The following is a 20,182-nucleotide window of genomic DNA, read 5'->3' on the forward strand; positions in this document are numbered from 1 at the left end:
CGCATTTCCGCGGTCAGCCTAAGCTAGGAGAGTGAATCCTGTATTGCTGGGCCTGATTGCCGGGGTCCTCGGCCTGGCTGTGGGCGTTTCCGGTGTGCTTGCGTATGTGTCCAGCCGGCGCCAGCGCCAAGAGCTTGCCGCAAACGATGACCCGGCCATCCCCAACGGAGCAGCGGAAGTGCTGGCCGCCATTGGCCGGGCTTACATCGTGGTGGACGCGGTCGACGGCGTGGTGCGGGCCAGTCCGGGCGCCTACGCTTTGGGACTGGTCCGGGGGCACACCCTCGTGCCTCCCGAACTGCTGGCTATGACCTCCCGGGTCCGGCGTGACGGAGTCATTGAGGAACGGCAGCTGGAGCTGCAGCGTGGACCGTTGGGCCAGGGCAGCACCATCCTGCAGGTTCGAGTGGCAACCGTGGGGGAGGAGTACATCCTCATCCTCGCGGACGACCACACCGAAATCGCCCGCACCGAAGAGGTGCGCAATGACTTTGTCGCCAACGTATCCCATGAGTTGAAGACCCCCGTGGGAGCAATCTCGCTCCTTTCCGAAGCTTTGGATGACGCCGCAGGTGACGAAGAAGCAGTGCGGCGCTTTGCGGCCAGAATGAGCAAGGAATCCGCGAGGCTCACGTCGCTGGTCCAGGACATCATCGAACTCTCACGCCTGCAAAGCACCGACATGGTGGACCGGGCCCGTGAGGTGGACCTGAACCAGCTCGTTGCCGAGGCGGTGGAAGCCAACCGGCTGCCGGCCGAGAACCGCAAGACAACCGTCGTCGTCGGCGGCTCCGTTGACGGCGCTGTCTATGGCGACGCGAAGATGCTGACCACGGCCTTCCGTAACCTGATCGACAACGCCATCCGATATTCGCCGGAGGGGAGCCGGGTGGGTATCGGCCTGCGGTCCCGCGACGGTATGGCGCAGGTTTCGGTTACCGACCAGGGGCCGGGGATCAACCCCGAGGACCAGGAACGGATTTTTGAGCGTTTTTACCGCATCGACAGTGCCCGGTCACGGCACACCGGCGGCACGGGCCTGGGTTTGAGCATCGTCAAGCACGTCGTCTCCAACCACGGCGGAGAGGTAAACCTCTGGTCCCAGCCGGGGCAGGGTTCCACCTTCACGGTCCGGCTGCCGGAGATGGAGTCCGCTGAGCCGTCTGCGGAGAAGCAGCAGCAATCGGACGCCGCCGGCGCCCGTGCACGGAAGGCAACCCCGCCGGCCGGCGGAGGAACGCGCGAACAAGGAGTCAGTGCTTGAGCAGGATCCTGATGGTTGAAGACGAAGAGTCCTTCAGCGACCCGCTGTCCTATCTTCTGGAACGGGAAGGTTTCGAGGTCCAGGTCGTGGACAACGGTAATGATGCCGTAACGGAATTCGACCGGCGCGGCGCGGACCTCGTGCTGCTGGACTTGATGCTTCCGGGCCAATCCGGCACTGAAGTCTGCCGGCAACTCCGCCAGCGATCCGACGTCCCCATCATCATGCTGACAGCGCTGGACGGAGAGATCGACAAAGTCGTGGGCCTGGAACTGGGGGCTGACGACTACGTCACCAAGCCCTACAGCTCCCGCGAACTGCTGGCCCGTGTCAGGGCAGTGCTGCGCCGCCGAAGCGACAGCGGGGAACTGTCCGGACCGTCCGTTGAGGCAGGACCCGTGCGCATGGATCTGGACCGCCACGTGGTCAGCGTCAACGGAGAGAACGTGCCGCTGCCGCTCAAGGAGTTTGAGCTGCTCGAGTTGCTTCTTCGCAATTCCGGCCGCGTTCTGACCCGCGGCCAGCTGATTGAACGGGTGTGGGGCGCGGACTACGTAGGTGACACCAAAACACTTGACGTGCACGTCAAGAGGCTGCGCGGGAAGATTGAACCGGATCCGTCGCTGCCGCGCCACCTGGTGACGGTGCGCGGGCTGGGCTACAAGTTCGAAGCCTGACCGGCTCACGGGTCCCGGAAGCCGTGGCCTGCCCGACACGGAAAATCCGTCTCACACAGAAAGCGTCGCACACGGAAAAAGGGACCAGGCCCGGTGGCCATGATCCCTTATCCCTGCCGGCATTGCGCCGGCACAAGCTGATGAACTAGTTGGACTGCACCGGCGCAGGCGTTTCAGCAACTCCGGTGTCAACGCCTGTGTCCTGCTCAGCGCCGGCCTCGTCGGAGGGAACCATGGTGGCAACGTCCGAGGGCACAGCCGACGGCGTCGGCAGGTACTCGCGGTAGTCAGCCAGGGTTCCGTCAACAACCGGGATATTCACTTCGACGGTCTCGGTGCCGTTGCTCGCGTCGCCGCGCAGTCCGGTTCCCGGCTTCACATCCACGTTCGGCACAGTCACCTCGGCGGCAGCTGCGTCTTCGAAGACCACTTTGTCTCCGGCTTCAATGTTCCAGGTAAGGGTGGTGCCGCCGGTGGCCAGCGAGAATTCAACGTCCTCGGAGGAGGCGTTCACTACTGTGCCCAGGAGGCGGCCCTCTTCGCCGTCGCCGTTGCTGACCATCAGGATGTTGCGCAGCTCCACGTCTCCGACGTTTTCGACGATTCCGTCAGACGGGGAGTACTCGCGCACCGTTGCCTGCTCGTTCACGGCGCTGCAGCTGGAGACTCCCAGTACGGCCAGCGCAATTACACCGGCGGCAGCTGCTCGCTGCGCCCGGTTCTTGGGTGTGAATCTCACAGCACAAACTCCTGGGGTATTGCGGTCTCTCGACCGGCGGCGTTTCTTTTGTGCCTAGCCTATCGGCAAACCCTCAAAATGTTGGATTTTGGCCCGTTGCGGGGGACGTAAAGCTGGGCCCGGGAAGACGTATCGCCGCAGGTGGGAATGGGAAATAGGGTCCGAATAATACTCAGCCTGATGACGATCGACTACCTGACCTGCGAAAACTCTACTCGGCGTATCGCACACATGGTAAACTAGAGGTTGGGAAAGGGGAAAGTCCACATGGTTTTTGAGGTTGGCGAAACAGTTGTTTACCCTCACCACGGTGCCGCGAAGATCGAAGAGATCAAGATGCGGACCATCAAGGGCGAAGAGAAAATGTATCTCAAGCTTAAGGTGGCACAGGGTGATCTGACCATAGAAGTACCGGCTGAGAACGTCGACCTCGTTGGGGTTCGGGACGTAGTGGGCAAAGAAGGTTTGGAGCATGTTTTTGACGTGCTGCGAGCCGAGCTCACTGAAGAACCCACCAACTGGTCGCGCCGCTACAAGGCGAACCTGGAGAAGTTGGCTTCCGGTGACGTGGTGAAGGTGGCAGAGGTCGTTCGTGACCTGTGGCGCCGCGACCACGACCGTGGGCTCTCCGCCGGGGAAAAGCGCATGCTCGCAAAAGCCCGCCAGATTCTGATTTCAGAACTTGCGCTGGCCGAAAAGACGGACGAGGATCAGGCCGCAGTTGTTCTGGACAAGGTCCTGGCAAGCTAAGCAGCAGCATCCAAGATAGAACGCAGCACCTACGGCACGCTGCCGGTCCTTTGGGACCGGCATTTTGTCGTTAAAGTGCGTCTTTCATGCCCGATCCCGGACGTGGCGCCCGAATACGCTGCCCGGCCGAGGGGCACTAGGCTGAAGGGGTGCCAACAACCACTTCATCCCGTCAACGCATCGGTGTCATTTTGGTGGCGGGCGGTTCCGGCCAAAGGCTGGGCTACGGGATCCCCAAAGCCCAGGTGCCGCTGTCCGGCGTCGCACTGTTGACCCGGGCACTGCGGGGTGTGGAAGCATCCGGGGTTGCCGCCGCGGTCAGCGTGGCAGTTCCATCAGGGGACACGGTTTTGCGTTCCCTCTGCGCTGAAGCCGGGATGAGCGTGCCGCTCGCCGTCGTTGACGGCGGGGAAACCCGTGCCCACTCTGTCCGGGCTGCCCTGCGGGCCCTTCCCGCGGACATCGACTCGGTCCTGGTCCATGACGCAGCCAGGCCACTCACTCCGCCTGAGGTGTTCCACCGGGTCGCGGCAGCCTTGGCCGCGGGCGCGGAGGCGGTCATCCCTGCCGTTCCCGTCACCGATACCATCAAGTCAACCGCGCCGACAGCACCCGGGCAGGCAGGCATCGCCTCACGGACTGTGACGGGCACCCCCGACCGTTCCGCGCTTAGAGCTGTGCAGACGCCCCAGGGTTTTGACGCCGCGCTGCTGTGCAGCGCGCATTCGGCAGCTGAAAGCTTCGACGCCGCACAGGCCGCAGCAGTCACCGACGACGCCATGCTCGTTGAATCCCTCGGAGCAGTGGTTTACGTTGTCGAAGGCTCTCAAACATCCCTCAAGATCACTACGCCGCTGGACCTGCTTCTGGCCGAAGCAGTCCTGGCTCAGGAACAGAATCGTCTGGAGGACTGACCATGCCCGCAGTGAACCTTCCCCGCACCGGCATCGGTGTGGACGTCCATGCGTTCGCTCCCGTCGACGCCCCGCGTCCCCTATGGGTGGCAGGACTGCTCTGGGACGGCGAGCGTGGACTTGCAGGCCATTCCGACGGCGATCCGGTGGCCCATGCGGCGGCGGACGCCCTGTTTTCCGCCGCCGGTCTCGGAGACCTGGGTACCCACTTCGGTACGGACCGGCCTGAATATGCGGGTGCCTCGGGGCTGACGCTGCTGGGCGAGGCCGCCCGGATTGTCCGCAGCGCCGGGTTTGAGATCGGAAACGTGGCGGTGCAGCTGATCGGTAACCGGCCCAAATTCTCCCCGCGCCGCGCAGAGGCTGAAGCAGTGCTCTCCGGTGCAGCCGGCGCACCGGTGAGCGTTTCCGCGACCACCACCGATGCTCTCGGGTTCACGGGACGCGGCGAGGGCATCGCAGCCGTGGCAACCGCCGTCGTCGTATTGGTGCATGAGTCCCTGCGCGACATCTAGATCGCCGCGGAGGCGCCACGGCGCGATAGCCTAGAGCGGTGAGCTTGAGATTCTATGACACCGCTTCCGCGCAGGTCCGTGACTTTGTTCCCTTGAAGGAGGGCGAGGTCAGCCTGTACTACTGCGGCGCCACTGTGCAGGGCCGGCCGCACGTGGGGCATATCCGCTCCGCCATTGCCTTTGACCAGCTCACCCGTTGGCTGCAGTTCCGCGGCTACCGGGTCACCACGGTCCGCAACGTGACGGACATTGATGACAAGATCCTGGCCAAATCCGCCGAATCCATGGGTGCCGAACCCTCCGCCGACGTCGTTCCCAACGAACCCTGGTGGGCGCTGGCCTACCGCTTCGAACAGGAATTCGCCAAGGCTTATGACACCCTCGGCGTCCAGCGGCCCACCTACGAACCCCGCGCCACCGGCCATATCCCGGAAATGCATGCGCTGATTGCACGGTTGATCGACGCCGGCCACGCCTATCCGGCGCTGGATGATTCCGGCGACGTCTACTTCGACGTCCGGTCCTGGAACAAGTACGGGTCGCTGACCCGGCAGAATATTGACGACATGCAGGCAGCGCCCGACGCCGGCCCCCGCGGCAAGCGCGATCCGCGCGACTTCGCACTGTGGAAAGGCTCCAAGGAGGGCGAGCCCCAGACGGCTGCCTGGGACAGCCCCTGGGGGAAGGGCCGGCCCGGCTGGCATCTGGAATGCTCGGCCATGGTCACCAAGTACCTTGGCCCGCAGTTCGATATTCACGGCGGCGGACTGGACCTGCGCTTCCCGCACCATGAGAACGAGATGGCCCAGTCGCAGGCAGCCGGCGACGGTTTCGCTAACTTCTGGATGCACAACGGCATGGTCACCTTCGAGGGCGAAAAAATGTCCAAGTCCATCGGCAACACGGTGAGCCCGGCGGACATGCTGGCCGAAGCAACACCCCGGGTAGTGCGGTATTACCTGGGCCAGGCACATTACCGGTCGGTGCTGGACTACCGGCCCACCTCTCTGCAGGAGGCAGCAGCCGCCGTGGAGCGGATCGACGGGTTTATCGCCAAGGCGCACGCCAAGGTCTACGGCGCCGGAAACTATGCCTTTGTCCTGAACACTGATGCCATGCCGGCGGCCTTCGCCGAAGCCATGGATGACGACCTCAACGTTCCGCAGGCGCTGGCAGCGCTGCACGATACCGTCCGTGCCGGAAACACCGCCCTGGCCGAGGGCAATACCGACGCCGTCCGTGAGGCGCTGCACGCGGTGCTGACCATGACGGGTGTTCTCGGCCTGGATGACGTCCGGCAGCCGCAAACAGGCACGGGCGCCGAACACCGGGCCCTGGACGCACTGGTCCAATCGCAGCTGGAAGAGCGGCGGGCCGCCCGCGCCGCCAAGGACTGGGCCCGCGCCGACGCCATTCGGGAGTCGCTCGCAGCCGCGGGCATCACCGTGGAAGACACCGCAGACGGCGCCAGCTGGAGTATGGCCCAGGGCTGATTCCGTCCAGAGGGTGAGCCTGGAATGTTTGCTTTCGGAGTACACTGCGGGGCGTGGAACACGCAGGGCCGTGAGCCTGCGTAAACTAGAAGTAATGCTTTCTTCTAGGTTTAAGGTGTAATCGATGGCCAACAACGGACGTCCCGGCGCAATGCGTAAAGCCAAAAAGGGCCCCAGCGGGGGCACCGGTGGATTGGGCCGCAAGGCTCTTGAGGGCAAGGGACCCACGCCCAAAGCCGAAGACCGCCCCTACCACAAGGCGTTTAAGAACAAGCAGCTCTCCGAGCGTTCGGCAGCCAAGCGCGGGGATTCCCGCGACAACCGTGCCGCCGGCGGCCGTAGCGGCACCAACGTCCGCGGCAAGGTGGCTGAAGAAGTCGTCACCGGCCGCAACTCAGTGGTGGAGGCCCTGCGCGCAGGCATTCCCGCCAAGGCGCTGCACGTCGCTGTGCGGATCGACATGGATGACCGCGTGCGTGAATCCCTCAAGATGGCGGCCGACCGCGGCCTGCCCGTGATGGAAACACACAAGCCCGAGCTGGACCGCATGACGAACGAGGCCGTGCACCAGGGCCTCGTGCTGCAGATCCCGCCGTATGAATACGCTGACCCCACGGATTTGGCAGCAGAAACCATCGAGGCCTGGAAGAAGGGCCACATCCGCAACGCACCGTTGTTTGTGGCGCTGGACGGCATTACCGATCCTCGTAACCTGGGTGCCATCATCCGCTCCGCGTCCGCCTTCAGCGCCCACGGCGTTGTTGTTCCGGAACGCCGCGCGGTGGGCATGACTGCGTCCGCATGGAAGACCAGCGCCGGTGCAGCCGTCCGCGTTCCGGTGGCCCGCGCAGGCAACCTGAACAACACCCTGAAGACCTTCAAGAAAATGGGCATCTTTGTCCTCGGCCTGGATGGCGACGGCGACGTGTCACTGCCGGACATCGTCCTGGCCAAGGACCCGGTCTGCATTGTCGTTGGTTCCGAGGGCAAGGGACTGTCCCGCCTGGTCCGCGAAAACTGCGACCAGATTGTGTCCATCCCCATTGATTCGGCCATGGAGTCGCTCAACGCCTCCATGGCGGTAGGCATCAGTTTGTACGAGATTTCACGGCAGCGTTCCGCCTGATCCAAGGCGGAGTCATCCCGGAGGCAGCATGGCAGACTTGACCAGCATTAAGCAGGGCCAAGCCGCCGCGCGGCGGGTTTCACGGCCCTTTCCCCTTGGCGTAAGGAATTCCGTTCCCGGTGTTGATGAGGTGCCGGGAACCGCCAATGTCTCTGTTTACGCACCCGGTCTCACCGGCGTCGAGATCCATTTTGAAAGGGCGCCGGGAGACTGGTCCTCGGCGCCCCTGGGTGAATCCGTTGCGGGAATCCACCACGGCCGCGTGAGCGGTCTGTCCTACGGCAGCCGTTACGGATTCTGGCCTGCGGGAAAGGAGCTGCCGGGCAGGCCCGGCAGCTTCCAGCTCCTGCTGGACCCCTACGGCCGCGGAATTGACGAAGTTCCGCATCCGGACGGCGTCCCCCTGTTCTTCTCCGTCCATGTGGATCCGTCCTTTGACTGGGGCGGCGCACGCCAGCCTCATATCCCGTGGCGCGACACCGTCATCTACGAGGCCCACGTCCGGGGACAGACGATGCTCCATCCGGACATCCCCGAGGAGCTGCGCGGCACCTACGCCGGCATGGGGCATCCCGTGATGGTCAATCACTTCAAAGAGCTTGGCATCACCGCGGTGGAGCTGCTGCCGGTGCACTTTCACACCGACGAAGCCCATCTGCGTGAGCTCAACCTGACCAACTACTGGGGCTACAACACCCTTGGCTTCTTCGCCCCGCACACCGCCTACGCCACCAAGGCAGCGCAGGCGGCAGGGCCCAAGGCTGTGCAGGACGAGGTCAAAACCATGATCAAATCCCTGCACGAGGCAGGCCTTGAGATCATCCTGGATGTTGTCTACAACCACACCGCCGAAGGCACCAAGGACCAGCCGGCGCTGAGCTGGCGGGGCCTGGGCGACAAACAGTATTACCGGCACGACGGCGAAGGCCGCTATCTGGATACCACCGGCTGCGGCAACACCTTGGATTTCAGTCAACCGCGGGTGATCCAAATGGCCCTGGACTCGCTGCGCCACTGGGTCCAGGACTATCAGGTGGACGGGTTCCGCTTTGACCTTGCCCCTGCGCTCTGCCGCGATGAAGACGGCCGTTTTGACCGCCGGCATCCGTTCCTGGTGGCAGTCGCGGCTGATCCCGTGCTCCAGGGGATCAAGCTCATCGCCGAGCCCTGGGACATTGGGCCCGACGGGTGGCAGACGGGAAACTTTCCGCCCGGCTGGGCCGAATGGAATGACCGGTTCCGTGACACCACCAGGGACTTTTGGCTCCGGGATCAAGCCGCGCTGGACGCCGGCGGCATGGGAAGCTCGGTGGCACGGATCGCCGGTTCGCTCGCAGGGTCGGCAGAGGTGTTCGCCGGCTCCGGACGCACCGCGCTGTCTTCAATCAACATGGTTACTGCCCATGACGGTTTCACCCTGGCGGACCTCACGTCCTACGAGCTCAAGCACAACGAGGCCAACGGTGAAGACAACCGGGACGGCAGCAGTGAGAACCGCAGTTACAACCACGGTGTCGAAGGCCCCACCCCGGACGGGGATGTCCTGGCCCGAAGGGCGCAGAGCGCCCGGAATATCATGGCGACCCTGCTGATGTCCCTGGGAATTCCCATGATCACGGCCGGCGATGAACTTGGGCGCACGCAGCAGGGCAACAACAACTCGTACTGCCAGGACAGCCCCCTCACGTGGCTGGACTGGAACCTGGACGAGGGCGGCCGCCGGATGCTGGCAACCACGCGCACATTGCTGCGCCTGCGCCATGAGTTCCTCGCCTCGCAGCCGTACCGTTTCCCGGCGGACGCCAACGAAGCATCGTTGCTGTGGTTCGATGTTTTCGGCCAGCCCATGGCGCTGGACAGGTGGGAGGATCCAAGCTCCCGGGTGGTCCAACTGCTGGTGAGCTCCCGGAACGGGATGCTGAAGGGCCTCATGGTCCTGAACGGCTCGCTGGAGGATACCGGATTCACCCTGCCCGAGGCTCAGGCCCTGGAGGGATCAGGTGCAGCCCGCGACGAAAACCACTCCTATGAACTGCTGCTGAGCACCGCCGCCGATGCGCAGGAGCGCACCGGCTTGCGGCTGCGCGGAGGGGAGAAGGACATCCTGCCGGCCAACTCAGTGAGCCTGTACCGGGCCTAGACGAGCTCGGGCCGGCATCTGGGTCTCTCCCAGCTGCCGGTCCGGGCTCGTCTAGGCGTTGGCCACCAGCCCCAGTTCCGCTTTGGAAGCCAGCCCTGCGTGCACCGGAAGCACCCTCACGGTGTACCCGAAGGGGCCGGCCTGCTCAATGCCGATCGTGCCGGAGAACATGTGGCGGCCAGAGCCGAGGTCCTCTGCCTGAACCAGCTCCTCGGTCCGCGGGTCCGCCAGCTGGTCATTTTCCAGGGCCTTGCCGTACGCCACTTCCACGCTAACGTCCTCCGGACGCAGGGAGCCCAGTGATACGTAGGCCTGCACTTTCAGCTGGTCACCGATTTGCGGGTCATCGGTGATGCCGATGGAATCCACATGTTCCACCGAGACAGCGGACCAGCCGTCGCGGATTCGGGTGATCCATTCCGCCAGTTCCTTCGCTGCTGCGTACCCGTTGGCGGAAGCAGCACGCCCGGACTGTCCGGCGGGGCGGTAGAGCTGGTTTACGTAGTCGCGCAGCATGCGGTTCGCCGACACCGCCGGACCCAGATCGGCCAGCGTGTGCTTGACCATTTCCAGCCATTCGCTTGGCAGGGAGCCTGTCGGTGCATCCGAAGGGCCGGCGGAACCAGCCTCCGCGGGCGGTTCCTTTCCGTAGAACATGGGCGTCACGGCGTTTTCCAGCAGGTCATACAGTGCTGCCGCTTCCAAATCATCGCGCTGGTCCGGTCCGTAAACCTCCCTCGTGCGCGCTCCCTGGGTCGGGTTGGCGGAGGGAATGGCCCAGCCGTTGCCGCCGTCGAACATCTCGTCCCACCAGCCGTCCAGGATCGAGAGGTTCAGTCCTCCGTTGATCGCAGACTTCATGCCCGAGGTGCCGGATGCCTCCAGCGGCCGCAGCGGGTTGTTCAGCCACACGTCGCAGCCGGGAAACAGCGTTCGTGCCATGGCGATGTCGTAGTTGGGGAGGAACACAATGCGGTGCCGGACCTCCGGATCATCGGTAAACCGGACGAGATCCTGGATCATGCGCTTGCCCTGCTCATCGGCGGGATGCGATTTGCCGGCAACCACCACCTGAAGCGGATGGGTGGGATGCAGCAGCAGGGCTTTCAGCCGGGCGGGATCCCGGAGCATAAGGGTCAGACGCTTGTAAGTGGGGACCCGCCGGGCGAACCCGATGGTAAGGATGTCCGGGTCCAACACGTTGTCGGTCCAGGCAAGCTCGGCATCAGTGGCACCGCGCTTGCGCCAGGCGGCACGCACCCGGCGGCGCACGTCATCGATCAGGTTGGAACGCAGTCGGCGCCGAAGGTCCCACAGATCTCTGTCGCTGATCTCGTAGGCCCGGCTCCAGTCGCGGTCGTGAACCGTGGCGACACCGAACTTCTCGCGGGCCAGTTTGGTGAGTTCCGGATCAACCCAGGAGGGCACGTGCACGCCGTTGGTCACCGAGGTGATGGGCACTTCGGAGATATCGAACCCGGGCCACAGGCCCGAGAACATTTCCCGGGACACCTTTCCGTGCAGCTTGGCTACGCCGTTGGCACGCTGGGCCAGGCGAAGACCCATTACTGCCATGTTGAACTTGCCGGGATCACCGCCGTCGTAGCTTTCAGCACCCAGGGCGAGGACCTTGTCCGTCGGGACCGACTGCGCCAGCCCGGCGCTGAAGAAATGCCGGATCTGGGACTGGTCAAAGCGGTCAATGCCCGCAGGGACGGGAGTATGAGTGGTGAAGACAGTGTTGGCACGGGTTGCGGTCAGGGCTTCTTCCCAGCCCATGCCGTTGTCCATCAGTTCGCGGATGCGTTCAACGCCCAGGAACCCGGCATGGCCTTCGTTGGTATGGAACACCTCAGGGGCCGCCGTGCCGGACAGGCGCTCGTAAACCCGCAGCGCCTTGACTCCGCCCATGCCCAGCAAAAGTTCCTGTTGCAGGCGGTGGTCTCCGCCGCCGCCGTAGAGCCGGTCCGTAATGCCGCGGGCGGCGTCGTCGTTGCCGGTAACGTCCGAGTCCAGCAGCAGCAGCGGAACGCGTCCGACGTCGGCACGCCAAATCTGCGCGGAAAGCCGGCGGTTATTGGGCAGCGGGAGGTTGACCCGGGCGGGGGTGCCGTCTTCTTCGCGCAGCAGTGTCAGCGGCAGGCCGTTGGGATCCAACACGGGGTAAGTTTCCAGCTGCCAGCCGTCGCGGGACAGCGCCTGCTTAAAGTACCCGGCCTGATAGAGCAGGCCGACCGCTATCAGGGGGACACCCAGATCCGAGGCCGACTTGAGGTGGTCGCCTGCAAGGATGCCCAGGCCGCCGGAGTACTGGGGCAGGACGGCACTGATGCCGTACTCGGGGGAGAAATAAGCCACGGCACGCGGTGCGTCTTCACCCAGTGTTTGATACCAGCGCGGGGCGGTCAGGTAGGCATCCAGATCGGCACCGAGATCCTGGATACGCTGAACGAGTCCAGCGTCCTGTGCCAGCCGTTCGAGGCTGCCGCGGCTCACTGACCCGAGGAACTTGACCGGGTCATGCCCGCTGGCCTTCCAAGCCGCCGGGTCAAGGTCGGCGAAGAGCCGGGTGGTGGGCTCATGCCAGGACCACCTCAGGTTTGAGGCCAGCTTACTCAGGGGAGCAATGCTGTCGGGGAGGACGGTTCGGACGGTAAACCTTCGAATTGCCTTCACCCGGGTTACGCTAGCGCAAAACGAACCCCGAATGGCATGGGTAGTGCTTGGAATCTGTTAGATTTCTGCCAATTAAGTCTCTGTGTCGGTGCTGCGCGAAAAACTCGCCAATACCCGCCGCCACCTGCGGCAAAACCCCAGAAAGTACGTTGGCTTAGCATTCTGCCCGGAATGTCGCTAACGTCTAGTCTGTGACCAGTTCCAGTGCGATGCCATCCAATGACCTGCCCGCTGAGGAACTCCGGTTCGGCCGGATTCCCATCATCAACGTGACCCCGGTGGTTGAATGCGGCCGCATTCCGGCCAAAGCCATACCGGGTGAGGACCTCGTCATCGGGGCCACGGTCTTCCGTGAAGGCCATGACCTCGTGGGCGTCAGCGCAGTGCTGTATGACCCTGAAGGCACCGAGATACAGCGGGTGCGGATGCACCCGGTGGGCATCGGCCTGGACCGGTGGGGCGGTTTGCTCCGGCCTGAAGGTACCGGCTCCTGGAGCTTCGCCGTCGAGGGCTGGGCTGACCTGTACTCCACCTGGCACCACAACGCTGAAGTGAAGATCAATGCCGGCGTGGACACAGACTTGATGCTCGCGGAAGGGGCTGCCCTGTTCCGGGATGCCGCGCAGGAGCGCACCGGTGACAGCGCACGGATTTTTGAGGCTGCGGCGGCAGCGCTCGCCGACACCGGTCTGCCCGTGGAGGACCGCCTGGCGGCAGCCGCTTCCGATGCTGTTCTTGCGGTCCTCGACCGGGAACCGATCCGCGACCTGGTGACCAGCAGCCCCCGTTTCCCCCTCCACGTTGAGCGTGAGCTTGCCGGCCGCGGTGCCTGGTACGAGTTCTTTCCGCGCTCCGAGGGCGCAAAACTGGATCCCGCAACCCGGGAGTGGACTTCCGGGACCTTCCGCAGTGCCGCGCGCAGTCTGCAGCGGGTAGCGGATATGGGCTTTGACGTGATCTACCTTCCGCCGGTGCATCCAATTGGCGTGACCCACCGGAAGGGGCCCAACAACACGCTTGTCGCCGGCCCCGGAGACCCCGGCTCCCCCTGGGCCATCGGTTCCGCTGAGGGCGGCCATGACGCCATTCATCCGGATCTCGGTACCTTCGAGGACTTCGACGCGTTCGTGGACACGGCCCGTGAACTGGGTCTGGAAGTGGCTATCGACCTTGCCCTGCAGGCGTCCCCGGACCATCCCTGGGTGACCAGCCATCCGGAATGGTTCACCACACGCGTGGACGGCACAATCGCTTACGCCGAAAACCCGCCGAAGAAGTACCAGGACATCTATCCCCTGAACTTCGACAACGACTTCACCGGCTTGTCGGAGGAGATCCTGCGGATCGTGCTGATGTGGATTGGCCACGGCGTCAAGATTTTCCGCGTGGACAATCCGCACACCAAGCCCCTGAGGTTCTGGGAATGGCTGATAAAGACGGTCAATGAAAAGCACCCGGAGGTCATCTTCCTGGCCGAGGCATTCACCCGCCCGCCCATGATGCATGCCTTGGGCATGGCCGGATTCCAGCAGTCCTACACGTACTTCACCTGGCGGAACACCCGCAAGGAACTGGAGGAGTACTTCACCGAGGTCTCGTCTGAGACTGCGGCATTCTTCCGGCCGAACTTCTTCGTAAACACTCCGGATATCCTGACCGAGTTCCTGCAGTACGGTGGACCGGCGGCCTTTAAGATCCGGGCCGTTCTGGCCTCCACAGCCAGTCCGCTCTGGGGCGTTTACGCCGGCTACGAGTTGTTTGAGCATGTGGCCCGTCCCGGTGCCGAAGAGTACATCGACAACGAAAAGTTCGAGTACAAGGAGCGTGACTTCGCTGCGGCGGAGGCGGAGGGCAGGAGCCTGGCCCCGTACATCACCCGGTTGAACGAAATCCGGCACACACATCCGGCGCTGGGGGATCTGCAGAACCTGACGGTGCATTCCAGCACGGACGAGTCAATCGTGGTGTACTCCAAGCACAAGGAGGTCCGCCCCGGGGACCCCGCCAGCAGGGACACCCTGATTATCGTGGTGAACACGGATCCGCACAGCGCCCGGGAATGTGGCGTGTCGCTGGACCTGGGGGCACTGCACCTTGATCCGAAGGACTTCAACGACGACGGAACCTTCTGGGTGGATGATCTTCTCAGCGGCCAGAGCTGGCGCTGGGGAGCTCACAACTATGTCCGGCTGGACGCCCATTTTGAACCTGCACACATCCTGTCAGTTCGGAGGAACTCCTAGTGCCCAACCCGTTTCAGCTGCACGCCCCAGGTCTCACGAATGACCCGCACTGGTACCGCAAAGCAGTTTTCTATGAAGTGCTCGTGCGCGGCTTCGCGGATGCCAACGGGGACGGGTCCGGCGACTTCACCGGCCTGATCGACAAACTCGACTATCTGCAGTGGCTCGGCGTTGACTGCCTCTGGCTTCCCCCGTTCTTTAAATCCCCTCTTCGGGACGGCGGATACGACATCTCTGATTACTACGATGTCCTGGACGAATTCGGAACCATCAGCGACTTCAAGCGGCTGGTGGCTGAAGCCCACGCCCGCGGCGTGCGCGTGATCATTGACCTTCCGCTGAACCACACCTCGGACAAGCATCCGTGGTTCGAAGAATCCCGCAGCGATCCGGACGGCCCTTACGGCGACTTCTATGTCTGGTCCGACACGGACCAGAAGTATGAAGACGCACGCATCATCTTCGTGGACACCGAAGAGTCCAACTGGGCCTTTGACCCCGTGCGGCGGCAGTTCTACTGGCACCGTTTCTTCAGCCACCAGCCGGATCTCAACTTCGAGAATCCCAAGGTGGTTGAGGCGATCTTCGACGTCGTCCGGTTCTGGCTCGACCAGGGCATTGACGGGTTCCGCGCCGATGCCATTCCTTACCTGTTTGAGGAGGACGGCACCAACTGCGAGAATCTTCCGGCGACGCACCGCTTCCTCAAGGACCTGCGCACCATGGTGGATGAAAACTACCCCGGACGCGTCATCGTGGCGGAGGCCAACCAGATGCCGCATGAGGTCGTGGAGTACTTCGGCGACGAAACCGGGCCCGAATGCCACATGGCGTTCCACTTCCCGATCATGCCCCGCCTCTTCTACGCGCTGCGCGACCAGAAGGCTGCGCCCATTGTGCAGACGATGGAGGAAACCCCGGACATTCCGGCGGGTGCCCAATGGGGAACCTTCCTGCGCAACCATGATGAGCTCACCTTGGAAATGGTCACCAACGAGGAGCGCCAGGCAATGCTCGGCTGGTACGCACCGGATTCACGCATGCGGGCCAACGTCGGTATCCGCCGGCGGCTCTCGCCGCTTCTGGACAACTCCCGTTCGGAAGTGGAACTGATCCATGCGCTGCTGCTTTCGCTTCCCGGCAGCCCGTTCCTCTACTACGGCGACGAAATCGGGATGGGCGACAACATCTGGCTTGAGGACCGGGACGCCTCGCGAACCCCCATGCAGTGGAACCCGGACCGCAACGCCGGCTTCTCCACCGCCGATCCCGGAAAGCTGTACCTGCCCGTGGTGCAGTCGTTGGTCTACCACTACAACCACGTGAACGTGGAAGCCCAGCTGGCGAGTTCCAGCTCGCTCCTGCACTGGATCCGCCAGATGATCATGGTCCGCAGGACCCACCCCGCGTTCGGGCTCGGTTCCTACCGGAATGTGCCCACCGAGGCGGAGTCCGTCCTGGCGTTCCTGCGCGAACTGCCGGCGGATAATCCCGAAGGCGAGGTGGGAGAAGTCATGTTCTGCATTTTCAACCTCTCCCAGCACCCGGTTTCGGCCACGGTGAGCCTGCCCGAGTTTGCCGGGCGCGGGTTGCGTGACGCCTTTGGCGGTACCCCGTTCCCGGCCTTCGGGGCGGACGGTTCCGTCACCCTGACCCTGGGCAGCCACGATTTCTACTGGCTGCGCCTGCGCTCTCCGAAATCAAACACTTCCTCGCCCCTGACCGAAGCGATTCCCCTCATTCCCATTTCGGAGGCCGTGAAGAAATGAGCCAGTTGACTCCGTCGCTGCCTGAACTCCTGACCGCCTGGCTGCCGCAGCAGCGCTGGTTCCCCGCGAAGGGCCGCGAAATTTCCCTGGACAGGGTGGGCGGCATCCGCTTGGAAGACCCGGCGGGGGCTGTGGAACTGGAAGTCCATCTCATCGCCGTGAGCTCGGGTCATCGAACGGACGTCATCAACGTCCCCGTCAGCTACCACAGCACCCCGGTGCCCGAATTGGCCGATTCGCTGCTGGGACGTGCCCAGCATGCCGAGCTGGGAGAGCGCTGGCTCTATGACGGTACTGCTGATCCGGTATTCGTTACGGCGTGGCTGGAACTGATGCGTTCGCAGTCGTCCTCGGTGGACGGCCACACCCACGGCATCGCGTTGGCCGGATTTGCCGAGTGGCCGCCCTTTGACAGCGTGGTGGATGCCAAGCTGATGAAGGGCGAGCAATCCAACACTTCCGTGGTGGTGCCCGCCCGGCCCAACCAGCTGATTATCAAGTTCTATCGGGTCCTCGCTGCCGGAGAAAGCCCCGATGTACAGGTCAGCGCCAAGCTCACTGCCATGGGTTCCGCCGACGTGCCGACAACTTTTGGCTGGGTGACGGGGAGCTGGCGGGATCCGCTGGCCGACGACGGCGCCTGGGTCGCCGGGGACCTCAGTGTCCTGCGCGAGTTCATCCCCAACAGCGAAGATGCCTGGCGCCCCGCTTCGGCTGCCGCCCTGGCGAATTCCGATTTCACCGCCGAGGCTGAAGAGCTGGGGGCAGTCACCGGGCGCATCCACCAGCAGCTGGCACAGGCTTTCGGCAGCCAGCCTCCCAGCGCGGCGGAACGCTCCGATTTCCTCGAGTCTCTTGAAAACCGGATCCGCTGGGCCTGGAAAGAAGCCCGGAGCTATGTGGGGGAGTACGACGAACCGCTGGAGTACCTGCTCCGGCAGATCAGCAACCTCGAAAAGCTGCCCAACCTCCAGCGAATCCACTCTGATTACCACTTGGGCCAGGTGCTGAAATCAGGCACCCATGGCTGGATGGTGCTGGACTTTGAAGGAGAGCCGCTGCGGCCGGCCGCTGAGCGCAGCGTTCCGGATGTGCCGCTGCGCGACGTGGTGGGCATGCTCCGGTCCATTGACTACGCCGCCGGCGTGGCGCTCGTCGAAGGCCCCGGAAAAGGTGACGCTGCCGGTTCCAAGGATCAGCAGCGCCGCGGCTTGGAAGCCGCACGCTGGGCCGCTACGGCGTCCGAAGCTTTTCTCCGCGGCTATGAGAAGGAAACAGGCACACAGATCAACCGCAGCGATCCGCTGTACCTTGCCCTGTGGCTGGACAAGGCCCTTTACGAAGTTGTCTACGAAATACGCAACCGCCCCGACTGGGTCCGCGTGCCGGTCGCTGCCGTTCGGCAGATTCTGGAACAGGCACGCAGGCAGGTCCACGGAACGAGCAGCCAGGAAGAGAATTCAGTGACTAAGACTCCACCCTCCGCTCCTAAGGGGAACCGTCCTTCGGAATCCGCGCTGCCCGCGAAAGCGGACGACGTCGTCGTACCGGCCGCCGGCGAAGCTGCCGTGGTGCCCGCGCACCGCAACCCGCTGCCGGTTTCCACGGATGTGCTGCAGGCCGTGTCCGAGGGCCGGTATCACCAGCCGCACGCAGTGCTGGGCGCCCACGTGGATGACCAGGGCCTCGTGACGATCCGCACCCTGCGTCCCCTTGCCCAGCAGGTAGTCGCTGTGACTGCCGGCGCGCGTGTTGAGCTTCAGCACGAGTACAACGGCATTTGGGTTGGCACACTTCCTGCTGATCGTCCGGGCCAGGTTCCCGATTACCGGCTCGAAGTGACCTACGAGGGTCTTGGCGCGCAGCGCTTTGATGACCCGTACCGGTTCCTGCCGTCGCTGGGGGAGATTGATCTGCATCTCATCGGCGAAGGCCGGCACGAGAAGCTGTGGACGGTGCTTGGAGCGAACCTGCACCATTACAAATCTGTTCTCGGTGATATCGACGGCGTCAGCTTCGCCGTTTGGGCACCCAACGCACAGGCGGTGCGCGTCAAGGGCGATTTCAACGCCTGGGACGGCAGGATTCACGCCATGCGCTCCCTGGGCGGCTCCGGAGTCTGGGAATTGTTCATCCCCGACGTGGAACCCGGCGCGCGTTACAAGTATGAAATCCTCGGCAGCGACGGAATCTGGCGTGACAAAGCCGACCCCCTGGCCCAGGCCACGGAGGTTCCGCCGTTGACCGGTTCCCGGGTGGTGGAGTCCACCTACGTGTTCCAGGATGCGGAGTGGATGGAAGCCCGGGCGGCACGGGACCCGCACAATGCACCCATGAGCGTCTACGAAGTGCATCTCGGATCGTGGCGCCTCGGCCTGGACTACCGCCAGATGGCGGACCAGTTGGCGGAATACGTGAAGTGGCAGGGGTTCACCCACGTGGAGTTCATGCCAGTCGCTGAGCATCCGTTCGGCGGCTCGTGGGGTTACCAGATCACCTCCTACTTCGCTCCCACTGCGCGCTTCGGGCATCCGGACGACTTCCGTTACCTGGTGGACAAGCTGCATCAGGCGGGCATCGGCGTCATCCTGGACTGGGTGCCGGGACACTTCCCCAAGGACGAATGGGCGCTGGCCAAATTTGACGGGCAGACGCTGTACGAACACGGAGATCCGCTCCGCGGCGAACAGCCCGACTGGGGCACGCTCATTTTCGATTACGGCCGCCGGGAGGTCCGCAACTTCCTCGTCGCCAACGCGATCTACTGGCTTGAAGAGTTCCACATCGACGGCCTGCGAGTGGATGCCGTGGCCTCCATGCTGTACCTGGATTACTCCCGGCCCGCCGACCAGTGGCGTCCCAACGCCTTTGGCGGCCGGGAGAATCTCGAGGCGATCTCCTTCCTGCAGGAAGTCAACGCCACCGCGTACCGCCGTGTCCCCGGCATCGTGATGATTGCGGAAGAGTCCACCGCGTTCCCGGGCGTTACCCAGCCCACCAGCAGCGGAGGCCTGGGATTTGGCCTGAAATGGAACATGGGGTGGATGCACGACACCTTGGAGTACATGTCCGAGGACCCCATCAACCGGATGTACCACCATGCCAAGCTGACGTTCTCCCTGGTGTACGCCTATACGGAGAACTTCCTGTTGCCGATCAGCCATGACGAAGTTGTGCACGGCAAGGGTTCACTGCTGCGGAAGATGCCCGGCGACCGCTGGCAGCAGTTGGCCAACGTTCGGGCCTATCTGGCGTTCCAGTGGGCACACCCGGGTAAGCAGCTCATCTTCATGGGCACGGAATTCGCCCAGGAAGCGGAATGGTCGGAACAGTACGGTCTGGACTGGTTCCTCACCGACACCCCGCAGCATAAGGGCGTGCAGCTGCTGGTCCGCCAGCTCAACGAGATCTACCGGAATACACCGGCTCTTTTCGACCGCGACAACGAGCCGGCCGGATTCCAGTGGATCAACGAGAACGACGGCGCCCGCAACGCACTGTCCTTTATCCGGTACGACCATCAGGGCAACCCCCTGGTGTGCATCGCCAACTTTGCCGGCGCCCCGCATGAGAACTTCAGGCTCGGCCTGCCGTGGGCCGGCGAATGGGTGGAGGCATTGAATACGGATGCGGCCGAGTTCGGTGGATCCGGTGTGGGCAACCTGGGCGTTGTCACCGCTGAAGAGGGAGCCTGCAACGGACAGCCTGCCTCGGCGACGCTGACTGTACCGCCGTTGGGTGTGCTGTACCTGTTGCCCAAGGACGTCTAGGCCGGGCAATTTAGCGTGATCAGGCCCGGGGCGCAGCCGCTCCGGGCCTGGTTCACCGCAGCCGCAAAACCGTGCTAGAGTTAATACCCGCGCTGATCGAGGCAAC

General features: G+C 63.7%; 13 protein-coding genes. 11 read left to right on the forward strand and 2 right to left on the reverse strand.

The genetic code is table 11. The annotated features are described in order from the left end of the window. The first annotated feature begins 31 nt into the window (after positions 1-31). Together KG104_RS02145 and KG104_RS02150 are read left to right on the forward strand one after the other, a co-directional pair. Positions 32-1,264, forward strand: a complete 1,233-nt coding sequence (locus KG104_RS02145; RefSeq protein WP_207348454.1) for a sensor histidine kinase — start codon at positions 32-34, stop codon at positions 1,262-1,264. Continuing rightward, positions 1,261-1,941, forward strand: a complete 681-nt coding sequence (locus tag KG104_RS02150; RefSeq protein WP_104055906.1) for a response regulator transcription factor — start codon at positions 1,261-1,263, stop codon at positions 1,939-1,941. Before KG104_RS02145 ends, KG104_RS02150 begins: the two co-directional genes overlap by 4 nt. A 145-nt stretch (positions 1,942-2,086) precedes the next feature. Here the strand turns inward: KG104_RS02150 and KG104_RS02155 are convergent, their stop codons facing one another. Continuing rightward, entirely contained in the window at positions 2,087-2,680 is a 594-nt protein-coding gene (locus KG104_RS02155; RefSeq protein WP_207348455.1) for a hypothetical protein, read from the reverse strand. A gap of 267 nt (positions 2,681-2,947) precedes the next feature. Between KG104_RS02155 and KG104_RS02160 the strand changes: the two genes are divergently transcribed. From KG104_RS02160 to glgX, 6 genes are all read left to right on the forward strand, one after another. Then, positions 2,948-3,430, forward strand: coding sequence for a CarD family transcriptional regulator (locus KG104_RS02160; protein WP_104055910.1), 483 nt, complete (start codon positions 2,948-2,950; stop codon positions 3,428-3,430). A gap of 149 nt (positions 3,431-3,579) precedes the next feature. Continuing rightward, positions 3,580-4,344: a 2-C-methyl-D-erythritol 4-phosphate cytidylyltransferase gene (gene ispD / locus KG104_RS02165; RefSeq protein WP_207348456.1), complete on the forward strand. Its 765-nt coding sequence runs from the start codon at positions 3,580-3,582 to the stop codon at positions 4,342-4,344. Between the two features lie 2 nt (positions 4,345-4,346). Next, a complete protein-coding gene (gene ispF / locus KG104_RS02170) occupies positions 4,347-4,859 on the forward strand; it encodes a 2-C-methyl-D-erythritol 2,4-cyclodiphosphate synthase (protein WP_104161952.1) in 513 nt (170 codons plus the stop codon). A 38-nt stretch (positions 4,860-4,897) separates the two neighbouring features. Next, positions 4,898-6,352, forward strand: coding sequence for a cysteine--tRNA ligase (gene cysS / locus KG104_RS02175; RefSeq protein ID WP_207348457.1), 1,455 nt, complete (start codon positions 4,898-4,900; stop codon positions 6,350-6,352). Between the two features lie 124 nt (positions 6,353-6,476). Further along, the gene (rlmB, locus tag KG104_RS02180; protein WP_104104888.1) at positions 6,477-7,478 is read left to right on the forward strand and encodes a 23S rRNA (guanosine(2251)-2'-O)-methyltransferase RlmB; all 1,002 of its coding nucleotides are present in this window, start codon (positions 6,477-6,479) and stop codon (positions 7,476-7,478) included. 28 nt (positions 7,479-7,506) lie between these two features. Continuing rightward, positions 7,507-9,618, forward strand: coding sequence for a glycogen debranching protein GlgX (gene glgX / locus KG104_RS02185; RefSeq protein WP_207348458.1), 2,112 nt, complete (start codon positions 7,507-7,509; stop codon positions 9,616-9,618). A 51-nt stretch (positions 9,619-9,669) separates the two neighbouring features. Here the strand turns inward: glgX and glgP are convergent, their stop codons facing one another. Beyond that, positions 9,670-12,294 (reverse strand): alpha-glucan family phosphorylase, encoded by a 2,625-nt coding sequence (gene glgP / locus KG104_RS02190; RefSeq protein WP_207348459.1) that lies wholly within the window; start codon positions 12,292-12,294, stop codon positions 9,670-9,672. 209 nt (positions 12,295-12,503) lie between these two features. Here glgP and KG104_RS02195 point away from each other — a divergent pair, with 209 nt between their 5' ends. The 3 genes from KG104_RS02195 to glgB are packed head-to-tail and all read left to right on the forward strand — an operon-like array spanning position 12,504 to position 20,076. After that, positions 12,504-14,537, forward strand: coding sequence for an alpha-1,4-glucan--maltose-1-phosphate maltosyltransferase (locus tag KG104_RS02195; protein ID WP_104055972.1), 2,034 nt, complete (start codon positions 12,504-12,506; stop codon positions 14,535-14,537). After that, complete coding sequence (gene treS / locus KG104_RS02200; RefSeq protein ID WP_104055924.1) at positions 14,537-16,306, forward strand: maltose alpha-D-glucosyltransferase; 1,770 nt, start codon at positions 14,537-14,539, stop codon at positions 16,304-16,306. Before KG104_RS02195 ends, treS begins: the two co-directional genes overlap by 1 nt. Then, positions 16,303-20,076, forward strand: coding sequence for a 1,4-alpha-glucan branching protein GlgB (gene glgB / locus KG104_RS02205; protein WP_207348460.1), 3,774 nt, complete (start codon positions 16,303-16,305; stop codon positions 20,074-20,076). Before treS ends, glgB begins: the two co-directional genes overlap by 4 nt. The last annotated feature ends 106 nt before the right edge of the window (positions 20,077-20,182 follow it).

This window comes from Arthrobacter sunyaminii (genome assembly GCF_018866305.1).
Lineage (GTDB): Bacteria > Actinomycetota > Actinomycetes > Actinomycetales > Micrococcaceae > Arthrobacter_B > Arthrobacter_B sunyaminii.

What these genes read in the sequence shown, in the direction of transcription:
- KG104_RS02160 (WP_104055910.1), top strand. Translation starts at nt 2,948, where the DNA reads ATGGTTTTTGAGGTTGGCGAAACAGTTGTTTACCCTCACCACGGTGCC.
- ispF (WP_104161952.1), top strand. Translation starts at nt 4,347, where the DNA reads ATGCCCGCAGTGAACCTTCCCCGCACCGGCATCGGTGTGGACGTCCAT.
- rlmB (WP_104104888.1), top strand. Translation starts at nt 6,477, where the DNA reads ATGGCCAACAACGGACGTCCCGGCGCAATGCGTAAAGCCAAAAAGGGC.
- glgX (WP_207348458.1), top strand. Translation starts at nt 7,507, where the DNA reads ATGGCAGACTTGACCAGCATTAAGCAGGGCCAAGCCGCCGCGCGGCGG.
- KG104_RS02195 (WP_104055972.1), top strand. Translation starts at nt 12,504, where the DNA reads ATGCCATCCAATGACCTGCCCGCTGAGGAACTCCGGTTCGGCCGGATT.
- glgB (WP_207348460.1), top strand. Translation starts at nt 16,303, where the DNA reads ATGAGCCAGTTGACTCCGTCGCTGCCTGAACTCCTGACCGCCTGGCTG.